Source organism: uncultured Psychroserpens sp., from assembly GCF_947500255.1.
GTDB lineage: Bacteria > Bacteroidota > Bacteroidia > Flavobacteriales > Flavobacteriaceae > Psychroserpens.
In genome coordinates this window covers 1,039,559-1,056,530 of sequence record NZ_CANMRL010000001.1, presented here as the reverse complement: position 1 = coordinate 1,056,530, position 16,972 = coordinate 1,039,559, and the positions used below count along the sequence as shown (strand labels likewise).

The following is a 16,972-nucleotide window of genomic DNA, read 5'->3' as shown; positions in this document are numbered from 1 at the left end:
AGATTAATATGAAACACATTATTTTGGGCTTTTGCCTATTACTAAATGCATTTTTATTTGCCCAAGAAAAATTTACGATAAGAGGGACTATTAAAGATGTTAAAAATGGAGAAACATTATTTGGAGCCTCAGTTTTTTTAAAAGGAACAACCAATGGATCAATGACTAACGAATACGGTTTTTATTCTATTACAGCCCCAAAAGGAAACTATACCTTAGTTGTATCCTATTTAGGCTATGAAGAAATGTCTAAAGAAATAAAACTAACCCTAGACCAGACCCTAAATTTTGAAGTTAAAGAATTATCTACAGAGTTAGATGAAATTATTATAACTGCAGAAGAGCCCGAAAGAGTAAGTATTAAGAAGCCTCAAATGAGTGTTTCTAAACTTAATGCTTCAACAATTAAACAAATACCAGCTGTACTTGGTGAAGTAGATGTTGTTAAGGCAATACAGATGTTGCCAGGAGTAACAAATGGAGGAGAAGGAACAGCTGGTTTTAACGTTAGAGGTGGTGCAGTTGACCAAAATCTTGTACTACTGGATGAAGCAATTATTTATAATACCTCTCATTTCTTTGGATTCTTTTCGGTTTTTAATACAGATGCGATTAAAGATGTTAAACTATATAAAGGAGATATCCCATCAAAGTTTGGGGGACGGGTTTCATCTGTTTTAGATGTTCGTCAAAAAGATGGAAACAGTAAACAATTTGGATTAACAGGAGGGATTGGACTTATATCAAGCAGGTTGGCGGCTGAGGCGCCTATTTTTAAAGACAAAGGATCTTTTCTGGTTGCAGGAAGAGCATCATATGCACATCTGTTTTTGCCGGCTTTTGAAGATTTAAAAGATGATAAAATTTCTTTTTATGACTTAAACCTAAAGACAAACTATGAGCTAAATAAGAATAATAGAATTTACCTTTCGGGATATTTTGGTAGAGATGTATTTGACCTTTCTAAAATAGTTAAAAACAGATATGGTAACGCCTCAGGAAACTTAAGATGGAATCATGTTTTTAACGATAAATTGTTTTCTAATTTATCATTAATTTATAGCAAGTACGACTATCAAATAATTCTTGATTTTATAAAGCTAGATTGGAAAGCTAATATCAAAAATTACAACCTAAAATATGATTTTGGATATTATGTAAATGAAAAATTAAAACTAGACTTTGGGTTTAGCGGAATCTTATACAATTTAAATCCTGGAGAGGTAAAACCAACGTCAGAAAGCTCTCCAATTAACTATTTAAAACTTGAACAAAAGCGCGCTTTTGAAAGCGGAATTTATGTAAGTGCAGAGCAAAAAATCACCAATAGATTAACCGCACAATATGGGTTAAGATTTAGTAGATTTTCAAGACTTGGAGGGCAGAATATAACTAATTATCAAAATAATCAACCAGTAGTTTATAATGATGTATTAGGAATATATGAAGAAGGTGAAACTTCAGGAGAAACCTTTTTCAAAAAAAGCGAGAGCATAAAAACATTTAACAATCTTGAGCCAAGACTTGGACTCTCATATCAGTTAAATGAAGTTTCATCAGTTAAAATGAGTTATACTAGAGCAGCTCAATATTTACATTTACTATCAAATACATCGGCGGTTACTCCTTTAGATGTTTGGGCTCCGAGTGGAAAATATATCAAACCGCAGTTATCAAATCAATATGCAGTAGGCTACTACAAGAACTTTAGAGATAATAAATATTCGTTAGAAGTTGAAACCTACTTTAAGACAGTCAAAAATAGAATAGATTATGTTGACGGATCTAATTTGATTGGAACTAATACAATCGAAACAGAAATACTTAATGGAGAAATGAGAGCCTATGGTTTAGAAGTGCTGTTAAGAAAAAACAAAGGAAAGTTTACAGGATGGTTTGCCTATACATTATCAAAGGCAGAGCAAAGAACATTGGGAGGTGCCGCTGGTGGCCCAGGAATAAATAATGGCAATTGGTATAATACGCCATATGATAGAACACATGATATTTCTATTACAGGAATTTATAAACTAAATGATAAGTGGAGCTTTAGTGGTAACTTTGCTTTTCAAACAGGTCGTCCAGTTACATATCCTAATGGACAATACCAATATGAAGGTTTATCAATAGCAAGCTATTCTGGTAGAAATGAAAGTAGGTTACCATCATATCATCGCTTAGATATTTCAGCAACTTATCGACCAAACAACAAACCAGATAAACGATGGAAAGGTGAGTGGGTGTTTGGATTATATAATGTTTATAATCGCAAAAATGCCGCATCAATCTCATTTCTTCAAAACTCTGATACAGGTAGAAATGAAGCTACAAGAACTGCAATTTTCGGACTTATTCCTTCAGTAACATATAATTTTAAATTTTAAAACAATGAAAACATTAGTAAAATCACTTCTATGTTTAATCTTAATTGTTCTCACATCTTGTGAGGATGTAATTAATGTAGATGTACCAACAGCTCCTGAACGATTAGTTATAGAAGCATCTTTAGATTGGCAGAAAGGAACGGCAGGTAATAATCAAATAATAAAATTAAGCACATCAACACCTTACTTTAATACGACAATTAACAATAATGTTACTGGTGCATCTGTTAGTGTAACAAATCTAAACTCTAATCAAGTATTTAATTTTATAGATCAAGATAATGGACAATACACAGTGTCAAACTTTGTTCCAATAATTGGAGACGCCTATGAGTTAGAAGTTATCTATAATGGAGAAACATATATTGCTAATGAAGTTATGATATCTGTTCCAGAAATAACTAACATAGAACAATCTCTTGATGGCGGATTTGACGACGAAGCTTTGGATGTTACAATTTTTTGGAATGATCCAGAAGATGAAGAGAACTACTATTTTATAAAGTTTATTGAAGAAGGTGATTTGTTTCCAATCCTAGAGGACGAATCCGACGAGTTTTCAAATGGAAATCAAATGGATGAGTTTTTTGAAAAAGAAAATGACGACGACGGAAACGAAGAAGCTTTTGCGCCAGGTGATGTAGTAGATATTAGTTTATATGGTATTTCTGAAGGCCATTATAATTATATTCAACTATTAATTGAACAATATGATAGTGCTGGTGATCCATTTAGTTCAACACCAGCAGAGATAAAAGGAAACTGTATCAATCCTGCAAACCCTGATCGCTATGCTTTTGGGTATTTTAGATTGGCCGAATTTGATACTATAAATTATACATTTGAATAATTAAAACATACATTTTTTTTAAAGGCATGCAACCTTCAATAACTTTAGTTGTCTTTTAATGTATAAAGGCGTTGTAAGGTTGCATGTTATATATTAAAAATAGTGAATCACTCTATACTTTCAACACATAAGGACCTCATAGAGAGGAGTAAGTTAGGAGATCGTAAAATGCAATACAAACTGTATTCTCTTTACGTTGACGCTATGTTTAATGTTAGTATGCGAATAGTAAAAATAAAAGAAGATGCTGAAGATGTTGTTCAAGATAGTTTTACCGATGCATTTAGAAACCTAGAAACATTCAAATACCAAAGTACTTTTGGGGCTTGGTTAAAACGTATTGTAATTAATAAAAGTATTAATTATTTAAAGGTAAAACGGATTTCTTTAGTTGCAATGGAAGAACAAGATTATTGGATTTCAGAGCCTGAAGAGATTAAAGAAGAACAATTAGATATTAGCAAAATAAAAGAAGCAATCAATACCCTCCCTAAAGGTTATCAAACCATAATAAACCTTTATTTGATTGAGGGATATGATCATAATGAAATTGGAGATATTTTAGAAATAAGTGTTTCAACATCTAAGTCTCAATACCATAGAGCTAAGAAGAAATTGATTGAATTAATACAATGAAAATGATGGATGAGTTAGAAAAATTTATTATTGAGAATAAAAGCAGCTTTGAAGACCATAAAGTAGATGAAGTAGACAAACTTAAGCTTTGGGGGATTATTTCAAATCAGTTGCCTGAAAAAGTAAATAAGGTAATTCCGTTTTGGAAAAAAACGTCATTTAGAATTGCCGCTAGTATTGTTATCATATTAGGATGTTCATTTTTACTGCTTGAGTTCAATCATAACAGTTATGAAAATAGTATTGTTAATCAAGAGTTACATGATATTGACAGCCATTATAAGTCAATCGTAAACAATCAAATTCAGCTTATTAAAAATAGCCCAAATCTAACGAGTAAAGACCAGAAAGAATTTATGCTTTTAGTTGATGATTTAGATGAAGAATATAATAGCCTTAAAATAGAACTTAAAGAAGAAATTAATAATCAAAAAATTATTGAAGCGATAATTAATAATTACAGAAAGAAAATACAATTAATGGAAGATCTTCTAGAACGATCTTATCCTACTAAAACTAATATTGATGATGGCGAACTTATTTTATAAAAACCTCGTAAGATGCTTTATAATAGTATTTTCATTTAGTGCTGTAGGACAAAATAAAGCTACTAAAGAAATCAAAAGCACACATGAATTTTTTAGTAACGGAACTTTGTCATTAGAAAACAAATATGGAAATGTTTTTATTTATGGATGGGACAAAGAAAGTATTGATATAACTGTTTCTATTGAAACACAAAGAAAAACACAAGACGACGCTAAAGAGCTTTTAAACAGAATAACCTCAAATATTACAGCAACCAACAAACAAGTTATTATTCGGTCAGAAATTGAAAAAAAAGGAAAAGGGTTTTTAAATAAATATTTAAGCAAAATTGACCCTTTTAAAAATGACAAAACAAGCACGAGTATAAATTATACAATTTACCTCCCAAAATCTGCTGCTATAGAAATCAATAATAAATACGGTGATTTAATAATTACCGACTGGGATGGAAAACTAGATGCTAATGTAGAGCATGGTGATATTAGAACCATAGAGAGTATATCTAATTCTAGTATATCTATTAAATACGGAAAATTAAAAGCTAGAACACTAGTGCAATCAAAAATTGAATCAAAAGATGCGACAATAAATATTGATACGAGTGAAAATTTGAAAATAAATAGCGTAGGATCTGAAATAGAATTAGACAAAATCGAACAGTTAGAGCTACATTCTAACAAGGATAATATTGAAATTAACACTTTAAACAATGGGTTTGGGACAATTAAGTACGCAACAGTTGTGATAAATAACTTAACTAAAGCAAATTTAGAATTATACCTGGCAGAACTTCGAATTTTAAACCTCGCAACCCATACACCAAGTCTAAATATTAATCAAGAAATCTCAGATGTATATATCAACATAACAAATACCAATTTTGATTTTAGCGCTCAATTAGAACAAGGTGTTTTAAGAATCCCTAAAACGATGAAAAACATCAACAGCAGTATGATAGACAATAAAAATAAAATCAGAAATATAATAGCTACATATGGTGATGGACAAAAAGGAACTTTTGTATTTACAGGCTTAAAAGGCATTATCATATTAAAAGAATTATAACAAATAATCAACATATACTAATGAATAAATTAATCTTAACTACCGCTGTTTTTGTCATCAGCAATATTATGTTTGCACAAACTAATGACCAAGAAGAGTATATAGAATTTGATGACAGAAAGAATGTTGTTCATGGTGTTTACTTGGGTTTTGGAGGGCACTATGGAAGAATGGATAATCAAGACACTTTTTTAGGCACACTCAAGCTAGCTTATGTTGCAAACCGTAAATTAGAAATTGGATTTGCATTTACTGGATTTTACAATGATAGACCCAATACACAACCCAATTTATTTGATGGAGACAAGGTGCTTTTAATAGGTGGTTATGGAGGTTTTCATATTGAACCCATTTTGTTCGGTGACCGCTTTATTAGTATCTCTTTTCCAATGTTAATAGGTGGAGGAATAGTGACTTATAGAGGAATTGAAACCTTAGAAAATGAAGATATTGAGCTCGAAGAAGAAGATTTTGATGATTTTTTTATTGTTGAACCAGGTGTAAATATATTATACAATTTCAGTCGGTATACTCAATTGGAAACAGGATTTAGATACCGGTTTACAAGTAATTATAATTTATCCCCTTTTAAAGGCAAAGATAATCTTAATGGATTTTCTGTAGTTGTCGGACTTAAAATTGGGATATTTAATATGGGGAGAAAGAAAAAAATCAAAGACAACTTTAATTAGGCTTTTTGTGAAGCAACCTTGTCAATTTAATTGATAAATCGGTAAGGATAATTTTAGAATTTCCATTACGCTCAATATGATAGATCGCATCCTGAAGTTCATTTGAAATATCCATGATGTTATTACCATGAACAAAAGGCGCAAACTTTTCTAATTTAAATCCTGTTTTAGGTTCCATAAAAACCAATTCATCAGCATTGTAATTTAGCAATAACGCCTGTCTAAAAAAATCAAGACAAAAATTCAAGAACTGTTTTTGTGTTTCGCGTCCAGTTTTAGCAATAGTCTCACTCCAAGAAATTAAATCATGAATTGCGCTTTTGTTTCCTTTTGCTTTAAATGCAGATCTAATCCAAAACACAAACCATTCTTCAAACTGTGTGTCTTCACTATCACTATAAACAATATCACAGGCCTTATTATAGTTTCCATTGGCTTGATGAGCTATTTTAATAGCATCGGGTTCTGGAATTTGATAGTTTTTAATCAACGCCTCTTTAATAACTTCTTCAGCTAAAGGCGGAAAATGTAAAACTTGACAACGTGATCTAATAGTGTTTATAATTTGCTCTTCATCTTCAGCGATTAAAATGAATATTGTTTTATTTGGTGGCTCTTCAATAAGCTTCAAAAGTTTATTAGCGGCAGAAGTATTCATTTTTTCAGCCATCCATATCAACATCACTTTGTAACCACCTTCATAAGATTTTAGAGACAGCGCTTTAACGATGTCTTGAGCTTCATCAACACCAATTTGACCTTGCTTATTGTCGATACCTAACAAACGATACCAATCAAATAAGTTTCCGTAAGGCTGCCTGTCTATTAATTGCCTCCATTCTTCTAAAAAATGACTAGAAACAGGATGGCTTTTTACTTTATCATTTGTTGCTACTGGAAAAGCAAAATGTAAATCTGGATGCGATAAATTTTTAAACTTTATATTACAAGCTTCATTACCTTCAATGTTCTCTCCATTAGTATTTTTACACAATAAATATTGAGCATAAGCTATTGCCATTGCTAAAGTTCCAGAACCTTCTGGACCAACAAATAATTGCGCATGTGGAACACGTCCAAAATCGGCACTTTTGGTCAGATGATTTTTTATGTGTTCTTGGCCTAAAATTTCAGAGAATAACATGAAGCAAACCTACATATTTTTTTTAAATCTTTAATAGGTTTATTAATATCTATGAAGGTTCTCTTTTACTCGTTAGAACAATTGAAAAAAATAAGACCTAGACTCTTTTTGGTTTTAACATAATATTGTAAGCTTAAAAAGATAAATCAGCTTATTTTTATGAATAGAAAAAAAGCCGCTTATAGATTAAAAAATGACTCAAAACGCTATTCTTTTTATTCCAGATATCTCTGGATTTACTGAGTTTGTTCATAATACAGATATTTACCACAGTCGTCATATCATTTCTGAGCTTCTTGAGCTGTTGATCGATAGCATTAGTATGGATCTAAAATTGGCAGAAATTGAAGGAGACGCTTTGTTTTTATATAAACTTGAAGATGAGGTGAATTTAAATGATGTGAATAAGCAAATCGAGCAAATGTATTTAGCATTTCATTCGCATTTAAAACGCTATGACTACCAGCGTATTTGTAATTGTGGAGCCTGTTCTTCTGCATATAATTTAACACTTAAATTTATCGTGCATTATGGGGAGATTGAGTTTATTAAAATTAAAGACAGTAAAAAACCGTATGGTAGCAATGTGATTAAGGTACATAGATTACTTAAAAATGAAGTGCCATTAGAAGAATATGCGATGTTTACAGAATCTTTAATACCGAGTAGCTATAAGACGTCTCCAAATACCTTAACTGGAATTTATGATTTTGGAAGCATTAACTTTGCTTATGAACCATTAGCGCATCTAAAGGATCAATTACCAGAAATAAAACCAATTCCTGATGACATCCCAAAGCATAAATTATTTGATAGTACTGAAATAATTCAAATACCCATTCTAGAGCTTTATGAGGTTATCAGTAATTTCGATTATAGACTGTTATGGGTTAAAGGCGTAGACAAATTAGAATACGAAAAGAACAAGGTCAATAGGTCTGGGCTTAAGCACCAATGTTTAATTAATAAAAAACGCGTAGAACAAACTACAGTAAAAAAAGAGGTTGAACCCAATCAATTAGTATATGGAGAATCCACTCAAGAAATTCCATTTACAAAACGTGTACATGTTTATTACGTGTTGGAAGAATTAGAAAAAGGATTTACTAAGCTAAATATTGAGGTTTTTGTAGATTTTAAACCTTTTGGAATAATAATGAAGCCATTCATGAAAAAAAACTTCCAAAAAATTATTTCAGAAAATATTAAAGAACTTATTTTGCTAATCGATTCTGGATTTACAACAGAGCAAACTAACAACTAAAACATCTTAAACAAGTGAAAACGTTAAACGATTTTAATTTTGAAGATAAAAAGGCATTAATACGAGTAGACTTTAATGTGCCTTTAGATGATGATTTTCAAGTCACAGATGCTACAAGAATTATATCTGCTAAACCTACTATTATAAAGGTTTTGGAAGATGGAGGAAGTTGCATTTTAATGTCACATTTAGGACGACCTAAAGGCGTTCAAGAGGAGTTTTCATTAAGACATATTTTGAGTAAGGTAGAAGATATTTTAGGCGTGTCTATAAAGTTTGCTGAAAATTGTGTTGGCCCTATTGCTCAAGAAGCATCAGATAATTTAAAACCAGGAGAAATATTATTATTAGAAAACCTCCGTTTTCACGAAGAAGAAAAACTAGGAGATCAAAACTTCGCTAAATCCTTATCAAAGCTAGGAGATATTTATATTAATGATGCATTTGGCACAGCGCATAGAGCACATGCTTCAACGACGATTGTTGCACAATTCTTTCCAGACACAAAATGCTTTGGTCATTTACTTGCTCAAGAAATTGAAAGCATTGAAAAGGTAATGAAAACAGGAGAGAAACCTGTACTCGCTGTGCTTGGTGGCGCTAAAGTGTCATCTAAAATCACAATTATTGAAAACATACTTGATAAGGTAGACCACCTAATTATTGGTGGCGGAATGACCTTCACCTTTATAAAAGCACAAGGTGGGACTATTGGTGATTCTATTTGTGAAGATGATAAAATGGATTTGGCAATAGAGATTATGAAACAAGCCAAAGAGAAAAATGTTCAAATTCACTTACCTGTAGATGTTTTAGCAGCAAACGCATTTAGCAACGATGCCGATACTCAAATTTTGGACGTTACTGAAATACCTAATGGATGGCAAGGTTTAGATGCTGGACCAAAATCTAAAACACTATTTCATGATGTGGTTATGCAATGTAAAACCATTTTATGGAATGGACCCTTAGGTGTTTTTGAAATGGAGAATTTTGCTAAAGGAACGATTGCTCTTGGAGACTCTATAGCAGAGGCTACAAAAAATGGTGCATTTTCACTTGTTGGAGGAGGAGACTCCGTTGCTGCCGTAAAACAATTTGGTTTTGAAGACAAGGTGAGTTATGTAAGTACAGGAGGAGGTGCAATGTTAGAAAGTCTTGAAGGGAAAACACTTCCGGGTATTGCTGCTATTTTAGAATAAATGGTTGTATGTAGCAATTTCACTACCTCAGAAGAATCCTACAAGACGCGTTAAATTGTCTAATTAAACTTTCATTTTAACCAAAAAAATACGATTTTAGCTGACCTATCGTTTTAGATAGATAAATAGTTAACCCATGAAACCAAAACTAATATCCCTAACGTTTGGTATTTTGTTATGCTGTTTTTTTGGATTTAGTCAAGACTCAATTCCAAAGACAACCAAAGTTAAAAGGCTAACAGAATCTGAATTTATAGAAGGCGAAACCTACGTCGTCGATACCATTATTGATGGTAAAACCTACTTTAGAAAACATCTTGGTATAAAACCAGTAGCAGACTCTGTCGCTGTTAGAAAGCTGGAAGACCAGAAGCTTGCCGCAGAGATTGATGAGAAATGGCTTGAAGAACTATATAGCAATAACTTATTTGATACCATATACAAATCTGTTTCAGAATTAAAATACGACCCTGTAGATTATCCAGAACTAACTACCGACACTTTAAAAGCAAGGTTAAAGCGACTCAATGCAAGAACACCTTTCAATATTGAATACAATCCGTCTTTAGAAAGTGTTATAAAATCGTATTTGAAACATCGTCGTAACTCAATGTCTCGATTGATGTCGTTAAGCCACTACTATTTTCCATTATTTGAAGAGTCTTTAGACAATTATGACATTCCTTTAGAAGTAAAATACTTGGCCATTGTAGAGTCTGCTTTAAAGCCTAGAGCAAGATCTAGAGTTGGTGCTACAGGATTGTGGCAATTTATGTTTGGAACAGGTAAAGAATATGGTCTTAATGTAAGTAGTTATGTTGATGAACGAAGCGATCCAATAAAATCTACAGAAGCAGCTAGTAAATACCTTGCTCGACTGTACAAAATCTTTGGTGACTGGGATTTAGCTTTGGCTGCTTATAATTCGGGACCAGGAAATGTTACTAAAGCCATTCGTCGTTCTGGAGGGTATGAAAATTATTGGAATATAAGACCACACCTTCCACGCGAAACAGCTGGTTATCTTCCAGCATTTTTGGCCACCATGTACATTTTTGAGTTTGCCGAAGAGCATGGTTTTAAGGTTGAAAGACCCAAATACCACTATGTCGAAACAGACACGATTCATGTCAAAAAAATGATAACACTCGATCAGGTTTCAGAGTTGGTTGATGTTCCAATGGAGCAATTACAGTTTTTGAATCCGTCATACAAGCTTGATATTATTCCGTATATAAAAGGAGAGAACTATACGTTGAGATTACCAAGAGAAGCAGTAGGTAAGTTCGTTACTAATGAAAAGCAGATCTATGCTTTTGTAGAAGAAGAGTTAAGTAAAAGAGAAAAGCCGTTACCCCAATTTTTTGATTCAAACAGCAAAATTAGGTATCGTGTTAGATCTGGAGATTATCTTGGAAAAATTGCGAGGAAATATGGTGTTAGAGTTAGCCAAATTAAAAGATGGAACGGTCTCAGAAGTAATAATTTAAGAATAGGTCAACGACTAACTATTTATCCTAGAAAACCATCTACGTCTTCTGGCAATAAGGTCTCGTCAAGTAAGCCAAAAAAAGTAATAAATTCTGAAGGCAAATCTACTTACAGAGTGCAAAAAGGAGATTCGCTTTGGAGTATTTCTCAAAAATTTCCAGGAGTTTCTGTTCAAAATATTAAAGATTGGAACGATATTAGCAGTAACAAATTAAAAATAGGAATGACGCTTGTAGTATCCAAGTAAGCGTAATAAACTTTAAAGACATGATAAAAAAAGCATTAAGCCTGCTGTTAGTTATTACTTTATTTAATTCTTGTGAGGATGAAAACCAGAAACGTTTCGTTGGTAAATCATCTGGAAATATTAATAGTGTTGTTGTTGTTTCAGACAATCTTTTGTGGGATGGCAAAGTTGGAGATGCTATTAGAGATGTACTAGCAGCTCCAGTAGAAGGACTATCTAATGAAGAGCCTCAATTCACAATGAGCCAAATGCCTACACAAGTGTTTTCTGGGTTTGCAAAAAAAAATAGGACAGTTTTAAAAATAGAAAAAGGAAAAGAAGCCGCGACCAAAATAGCAAAAGATGCTTATGCGACTCCACAAACAATGGTCGTTATTTCAGGACAAACTAATGCAGAAATCATAGCAGAAATTAAAGCAAACGCTCCAAAAATTGTAGATGCTTTCAAAAAAACTGAAATTACCGAAAGACAACGTAGAACATCTAAATCCTTATTTAATGATGCTCAATTAGAGAAACAACTCGGTGTTTCACTTAAATTCCCATCGGCTTACAGAATTGCTAAATCTGATGGCGATTTTTTCTGGATTAGAAGAGATATTGAAACGGGTAATGTAGATTTAATGGTTTATGAAGTCCCTTTGTCGTCCATAAGAAAAGGCGACAGTACGGTTTTAGATGTTATTAAAGTGAGAGACTCGATTGGAAAAATTCATATCGAAGGCGCTCTTGAAGGTTCTTTTATGGGAACCGATCAACATTTCACACCTTTTATAAGTGAAGCCATTGTAGATAACAAGCCAGCTTTTGAGACTAAAGGGCTATGGGATTTAAAAAATGCCTTTATGTCTGGACCATTTATCAACTATGCAATAGAAGACAAAGTGAATGATAGATATGTTGTTATTGAAGGTTATGTTTTTGCACCTTCAGTACAAAAGAGAGATTATGTTTTTGAACTCGAGTCCATTATAAAATCATTACGAATAAAATAAATAAAAAAAAAGCCAACATCAAATGTTGGCTTTTTTTTTATTAATAGAGATTTTACTATTCTTTTTTATCTGCAGTAGATGAGTTATCATCTTCTTTACTAGCGTCTTTAAATTCTTTAATACCGCTTCCTAGACCTCTCATAAGTTCAGGAATTTTCTTTCCTCCAAATAAAAGTAATACAACCACAACGATCAATATGATTGAACCGTATCCTGGCATTCCTAAAAAAATTGAACTTGATATCATAATATATTATTTTGAACTGCAAATTTAATAATTAAACTTCAAACAAAACGTTTAAATTTAAACTTTAAGACCCATCCCACTAACTTGGAGTAATTTTATTTAATTTTGTAGTCTTATGGCCAAAAAAAATAAAGAAAAAAAATTTTCAAAAAAATTACTTCACAAGTATCGTTTAGTTGTTTTAAATGAAGATACTTTTGAAGAACGTTTTGCTATAAAATTAACACGACTCAATGTATTTGTTATTTTATCTTTAGGCACCATTTTATTGATAGCTGGTACTATTTTTTTAATAGCATTTACATCTTTGAAAGAGTATATACCAGGCTATTCTTCTACAGCTCTTAAAAAACAAGCAACAGTTTTAAATTATAAAACCGATTCGCTACAACAAGTTATTAATCTCAATGAACAGTATTATACGTCAATAAAAAAAGTACTTACAGGAGATGTTAGTACAGTTGAATTTAATAGAGACTCCATTATTGACGCCTCTACAATAGACCCTAACGATTTAGATTTGGTTCCAACAAAGGAAGATTCCATATTAAGAGACTTAGTTGATAAAGAAGATAAGTATAATGTATTTGAATCTAATATTTCGTCCTCAAATTTTGTCTTATTTCCACCAGTAAACGGTACCATTTCCGAAGGTTACAATTTAAGGGAAAAGCACTTTGCAGTTGATGTGGTTGTAGCAAAAGACACACCAGTAAAAGCCACTGCTGATGGTACAGTAATTTTCGCTGAATGGACAGCAGAGACAGGTTATGTGGTTATTATTGAGCATAGTTACGAACTCATTTCAGTATATAAACACAATGCTTCAATCACTAAACAACAAGGAGATTTGGTGAAATCTGGTGAAGTTATTGCTATGGCAGGAAATACAGGAGAGCTAACCACAGGGCCTCATTTGCATTTTGAGCTATGGCAAAAAGGATATCCGGTAAATCCGACTCAATTTATAGATTTTAATTAATGATATCATTAAAGCCTAAACTAGCAAAACTATTTGCAAAAAATGTTAGGAAGACCATTTTAAAATGGTCAAGCAAACCTATTGAAACTCAAAAAAAAGTCTTTCAGAAATTAATAAAAGAAGCAAGTCATACTAAGTTTGGTAAAGACCACGACTTTAAATCTATAAACACACATCAAGATTTTATAGAGCGTGTTCCTATTAGAGATTATGAAGCCTTAAAACCTTATGTAGATAAGGTGGTGGCTGGTGAAGAAGATGTGCTTTGGAAAGGGAAACCGCTTTACTTTGCCAAAACCTCAGGGACAACATCGGGAGCAAAATATATTCCGTTAACAAAGGAGAGTATGCCAACTCATGTTGAAGCTGCTCGCAATGCTATTTTGATGTACATTGCCGAAACAGGAAATAGTAAGTTTGTTAATGGAAAGATGATTTTTTTGCAAGGCAGCCCTGTTTTAGAGGAGAAAAACGGGATTCAACTTGGACGCCTTTCAGGAATTGTAGCGCATTACGTTCCTAAATATCTTCAAAAAAACAGAATGCCCTCACTAGAAACAAATTGTATAGATGACTGGGAAACCAAAGTAGAAGCTATTGTAGAAGAAACCTTACCAGAAAATATGACGGTAATTTCAGGAATACCATCTTGGGTGCAAATGTATTTTGAGAAAATCCAGCACAAAACAGGACAAAAAGTTGGAGATGTTTTTAAAAACTTCAACCTATTCATTTTTGGTGGTGTTAATTACGAACCCTACAGATCTAAATTTGAAAATCTCATCGGAAAAAAAGTAGACAGTATAGAACTATACCCAGCAAGTGAAGGTTTTTTTGCTTTTCAAGACAGACAAAACGAAAAAGGAATGTTACTACAATTAAACTCTGGAATGTTTTATGAGTTTATAGAAGCGGATACATTCTTTGATGAAAACCCTAAACGAATCACAATTGCAGATGTAGAAGTTGGTGTCAATTATGTTATGATTATATCTACCAACGCAGGGCTTTGGGCTTACAATATTGGAGATACAGTCGAGTTTACATCGACCAAACCTTACAGAGTTATAGTATCTGGAAGAATAAAACATTTTATTTCAGCATTTGGAGAACATGTTATAGGGAAGGAGGTTGAGCAGGCACTTCAAGAGGCTATAGCATCATCATTAATTAGTGTTACTGAATTTACTGTTGCACCTCAAATTAATCCTAACTCTGGATTACCGTTTCATGAATGGTTTATCGAGTTTGAAAATGAACCTGAAAACCTGTCGGATCTTGCCAATAAAATAGATAAGTCTTTACAAGAACAAAACAGTTATTATTATGATCTTATCGTTGGAAAAGTACTTCAACCACTAAAGGTGACGACTGTACAAAAAAACGGATTCCAAGATTATATGAAATCCATTGGAAAATTAGGTGGACAAAATAAGATTCCGAGACTATCAAACGATAGAAAAATTGCAGATGCTTTATACGTTCAAAAATTAACTAAATAGTGCTATATTTGTGCGCAAACCTATGCGTATGAGTAAAAAGAAACATCATGAAAGAACGAGAGCCCAAGAGAGCTCGAATGCTATTGAAAGAATGTATGTTACGATGAGACACTTGTTTAATCGTGGTTTTTATAAACCTATGGGAGTATCGGGAGAGACTCTTAGAGAATCCCTATTGTTATTACGACCTGAAATATATGGTTCTATTGCCGAAGAAAAAGCCGAATTAGAAGGCTTGTTATATGTGATCGATCGACTCCCTGAAGGTATTGAAGAATGTACATTTATTAATCTTACTAGCGATGAAGGTTATGGAAGCTCACATTTCAAACCTATTATACCTCCTAAAAGGCGTCGTAATTGTTATCGAATAGATGACGAACAGATGAATATTGAGATTACTAGAGGACGATCTGAAATTTATGATATCCTTACTCACTTAACATTTTTATTTGTAGAGTCTCACAAAATAAGTAAGCGTGTTTTAATAAACGAAGATGGTGCTACGACTCGAGATTGGGTTAAACTTGAAAAAGCAGTACTTTCTAAAAAGAAATTGACACAACAAGAACGTGAAATTGCGATCACTCATACTGCAAATATTTTAGGAAGAACATTTCAAGAATTAACAAATGCACATGCATTATTTACTACTAAAATAAAGCCAGAACGACTACTTCATATCGTATATTGGTTAGGAAAACTTGCTATCGAAGAAGTGATTAATAACAATAAGAGAACTGTGACGTTTAGTCCTGTATTGAGAGAACGGCTAGGGCATCACATTCATGGTGAAATTTGGGCAGATAATATAAAAGAGGTGCTACACCAAAACAATCTTTTACGTAGACCAATTCATGTGATAAGTGCTAATATGCATAGTGTAATGAATTCAATATTTGCACCAATAGCACTTAAAAACTTAACGGCTAAAAAAGATATATTTGAAGTCTATGAGGCAATAAGCCAAAAAGAAAATGAAACCTTACGCAATAAAATCAGTAAAGAAGCGTTGCAGAGAGGAATGACGTATATTAAAGATACTTCAGGAACCAACATTGACGTTCAGATTTTTGATACGGAAAAAATAGATTTTTCAAAAACAGATATCGAAATTGGAGATTCATTTAAAAATGAAGAAAAACCTGTGATATTTGTAATGGACTATGCTTTTGGAGAGCAGGCCTACGAAACTATAGATGAATTATTGAAACCTTATAAAGTTGATGGAGACAAAGTACATCTTAATGTAGAGTCGGTTTCTATCATGGGGAAAGCAGGTATTTTAGAAGGAGGGAAAGGCGATATTATGATCCCATCTGCGCACATATTCGAGGGGACTGCAGATAATTACCCATTTGAAAACGAATTATGCAAGACCGATCTTGAAGGCCAAGGTGTTGATGTTTATGAAGGCGCAATGATTACAGTATTAGGAACCTCTCTTCAGAACAAGGAAATTTTAAAGTTCTTTTACAATTCAACTTGGAATGTCATCGGACTTGAAATGGAAGGAGCACATTATCAAAAAGCTATTCAAGCAGCTTCTAAAGTTAGAGGAAGTATCAATCCAGATGTTAAAGTAAGATATGCTTACTATGCTAGTGACAACCCTCTAGAAACAGGGAGTACATTAGCCTCTGGAGGTTTAGGCACATCAGGTGTAAGACCAACGTATTTAATAACAAGAAAAATATTACAACAGATATTTAAATAATTACA

The 16,972-nt window shown here is 32.7% G+C and carries 15 protein-coding genes; 13 read left to right on the top strand and 2 right to left on the bottom strand.

What is annotated here, in order from left to right; genetic code table 11:
• Positions 1-8 precede the first annotated feature (8 nt).
• The 6 genes from Q0783_RS04550 to Q0783_RS04525 all read left to right on the top strand — a co-directional run bounded on the left by Q0783_RS04550 (position 9) and on the right by Q0783_RS04525 (position 6,176).
• Positions 9-2,384, top strand: a complete 2,376-nt coding sequence (locus Q0783_RS04550) for a TonB-dependent receptor (protein ID WP_298893623.1) — start codon at positions 9-11, stop codon at positions 2,382-2,384.
• A gap of 4 nt (positions 2,385-2,388) precedes the next feature.
• Entirely contained in the window at positions 2,389-3,234 is an 846-nt protein-coding gene (locus Q0783_RS04545; protein WP_298893621.1) for a DUF4249 domain-containing protein, read from the top strand.
• Positions 3,235-3,336: 102 nt separating this feature from the next.
• Positions 3,337-3,870: a sigma-70 family RNA polymerase sigma factor gene (locus Q0783_RS04540; RefSeq protein WP_298893619.1), complete on the top strand. Its 534-nt coding sequence runs from the start codon at positions 3,337-3,339 to the stop codon at positions 3,868-3,870.
• Positions 3,871-3,872: 2 nt separating this feature from the next.
• On the top strand, positions 3,873-4,418 hold the full coding sequence (locus Q0783_RS04535; RefSeq protein WP_298893617.1) for a hypothetical protein: 546 nt from the start codon (positions 3,873-3,875) through the stop codon (positions 4,416-4,418).
• Positions 4,396-5,484: a hypothetical protein gene (locus Q0783_RS04530; RefSeq protein WP_298893612.1), complete on the top strand. Its 1,089-nt coding sequence runs from the start codon at positions 4,396-4,398 to the stop codon at positions 5,482-5,484. The genes Q0783_RS04535 and Q0783_RS04530 overlap by 23 nt, the downstream gene beginning before the upstream one ends.
• 20 nt (positions 5,485-5,504) lie before the next feature.
• Positions 5,505-6,176 (top strand): hypothetical protein, encoded by a 672-nt coding sequence (locus tag Q0783_RS04525; protein WP_298893610.1) that lies wholly within the window; start codon positions 5,505-5,507, stop codon positions 6,174-6,176.
• On the opposite strand, the gene Q0783_RS04520 is transcribed toward Q0783_RS04525, so the two are convergent.
• On the bottom strand, positions 6,169-7,320 hold the full coding sequence (locus tag Q0783_RS04520; protein WP_298893608.1) for a DNA polymerase III subunit delta': 1,152 nt from the start codon (positions 7,318-7,320) through the stop codon (positions 6,169-6,171). The genes Q0783_RS04525 and Q0783_RS04520 overlap by 8 nt on opposite strands.
• A gap of 193 nt (positions 7,321-7,513) precedes the next feature.
• On the opposite strand from Q0783_RS04520, the gene Q0783_RS04515 reads away from it, so the two are divergent.
• The 4 genes from Q0783_RS04515 to Q0783_RS04500 all read left to right on the top strand — a co-directional run bounded on the left by Q0783_RS04515 (position 7,514) and on the right by Q0783_RS04500 (position 12,519).
• Positions 7,514-8,584, top strand: a complete 1,071-nt coding sequence (locus tag Q0783_RS04515) for a DUF2652 domain-containing protein (protein ID WP_298893606.1) — start codon at positions 7,514-7,516, stop codon at positions 8,582-8,584.
• A gap of 14 nt (positions 8,585-8,598) precedes the next feature.
• Positions 8,599-9,786: a phosphoglycerate kinase gene (locus tag Q0783_RS04510; RefSeq protein WP_298893604.1), complete on the top strand. Its 1,188-nt coding sequence runs from the start codon at positions 8,599-8,601 to the stop codon at positions 9,784-9,786.
• Between the two features lie 136 nt (positions 9,787-9,922).
• Positions 9,923-11,524 (top strand): LysM peptidoglycan-binding domain-containing protein, encoded by a 1,602-nt coding sequence (locus Q0783_RS04505; protein ID WP_298893603.1) that lies wholly within the window; start codon positions 9,923-9,925, stop codon positions 11,522-11,524.
• Between the two features lie 20 nt (positions 11,525-11,544).
• On the top strand, positions 11,545-12,519 hold the full coding sequence (locus Q0783_RS04500) for a DUF4837 family protein (RefSeq protein WP_298893602.1): 975 nt from the start codon (positions 11,545-11,547) through the stop codon (positions 12,517-12,519).
• A gap of 55 nt (positions 12,520-12,574) precedes the next feature.
• Here Q0783_RS04500 and tatA read toward each other — a convergent pair whose 3' ends face one another.
• Positions 12,575-12,766 carry a twin-arginine translocase TatA/TatE family subunit gene (tatA, locus tag Q0783_RS04495; protein ID WP_298755457.1) on the bottom strand — a complete coding sequence of 64 codons (192 nt, stop codon included), beginning with the start codon at positions 12,764-12,766 and terminating at the stop codon, positions 12,575-12,577.
• A gap of 115 nt (positions 12,767-12,881) precedes the next feature.
• Between tatA and Q0783_RS04490 the strand changes: the two genes are divergently transcribed.
• Genes Q0783_RS04490 through Q0783_RS04480 form a run of 3 tightly spaced genes read left to right on the top strand, consistent with a single transcriptional unit; the run spans position 12,882 to position 16,967 of the window.
• A complete protein-coding gene (locus Q0783_RS04490) occupies positions 12,882-13,748 on the top strand; it encodes a M23 family metallopeptidase (RefSeq protein ID WP_298893600.1) in 867 nt (288 codons plus the stop codon).
• Positions 13,748-15,250, top strand: coding sequence for a GH3 auxin-responsive promoter family protein (locus tag Q0783_RS04485; protein WP_298893599.1), 1,503 nt, complete (start codon positions 13,748-13,750; stop codon positions 15,248-15,250). Before Q0783_RS04490 ends, Q0783_RS04485 begins: the two co-directional genes overlap by 1 nt.
• A gap of 28 nt (positions 15,251-15,278) precedes the next feature.
• Positions 15,279-16,967, top strand: a complete 1,689-nt coding sequence (locus Q0783_RS04480) for a hypothetical protein (protein ID WP_298893597.1) — start codon at positions 15,279-15,281, stop codon at positions 16,965-16,967.
• Positions 16,968-16,972: the final 5 nt, after the last annotated feature.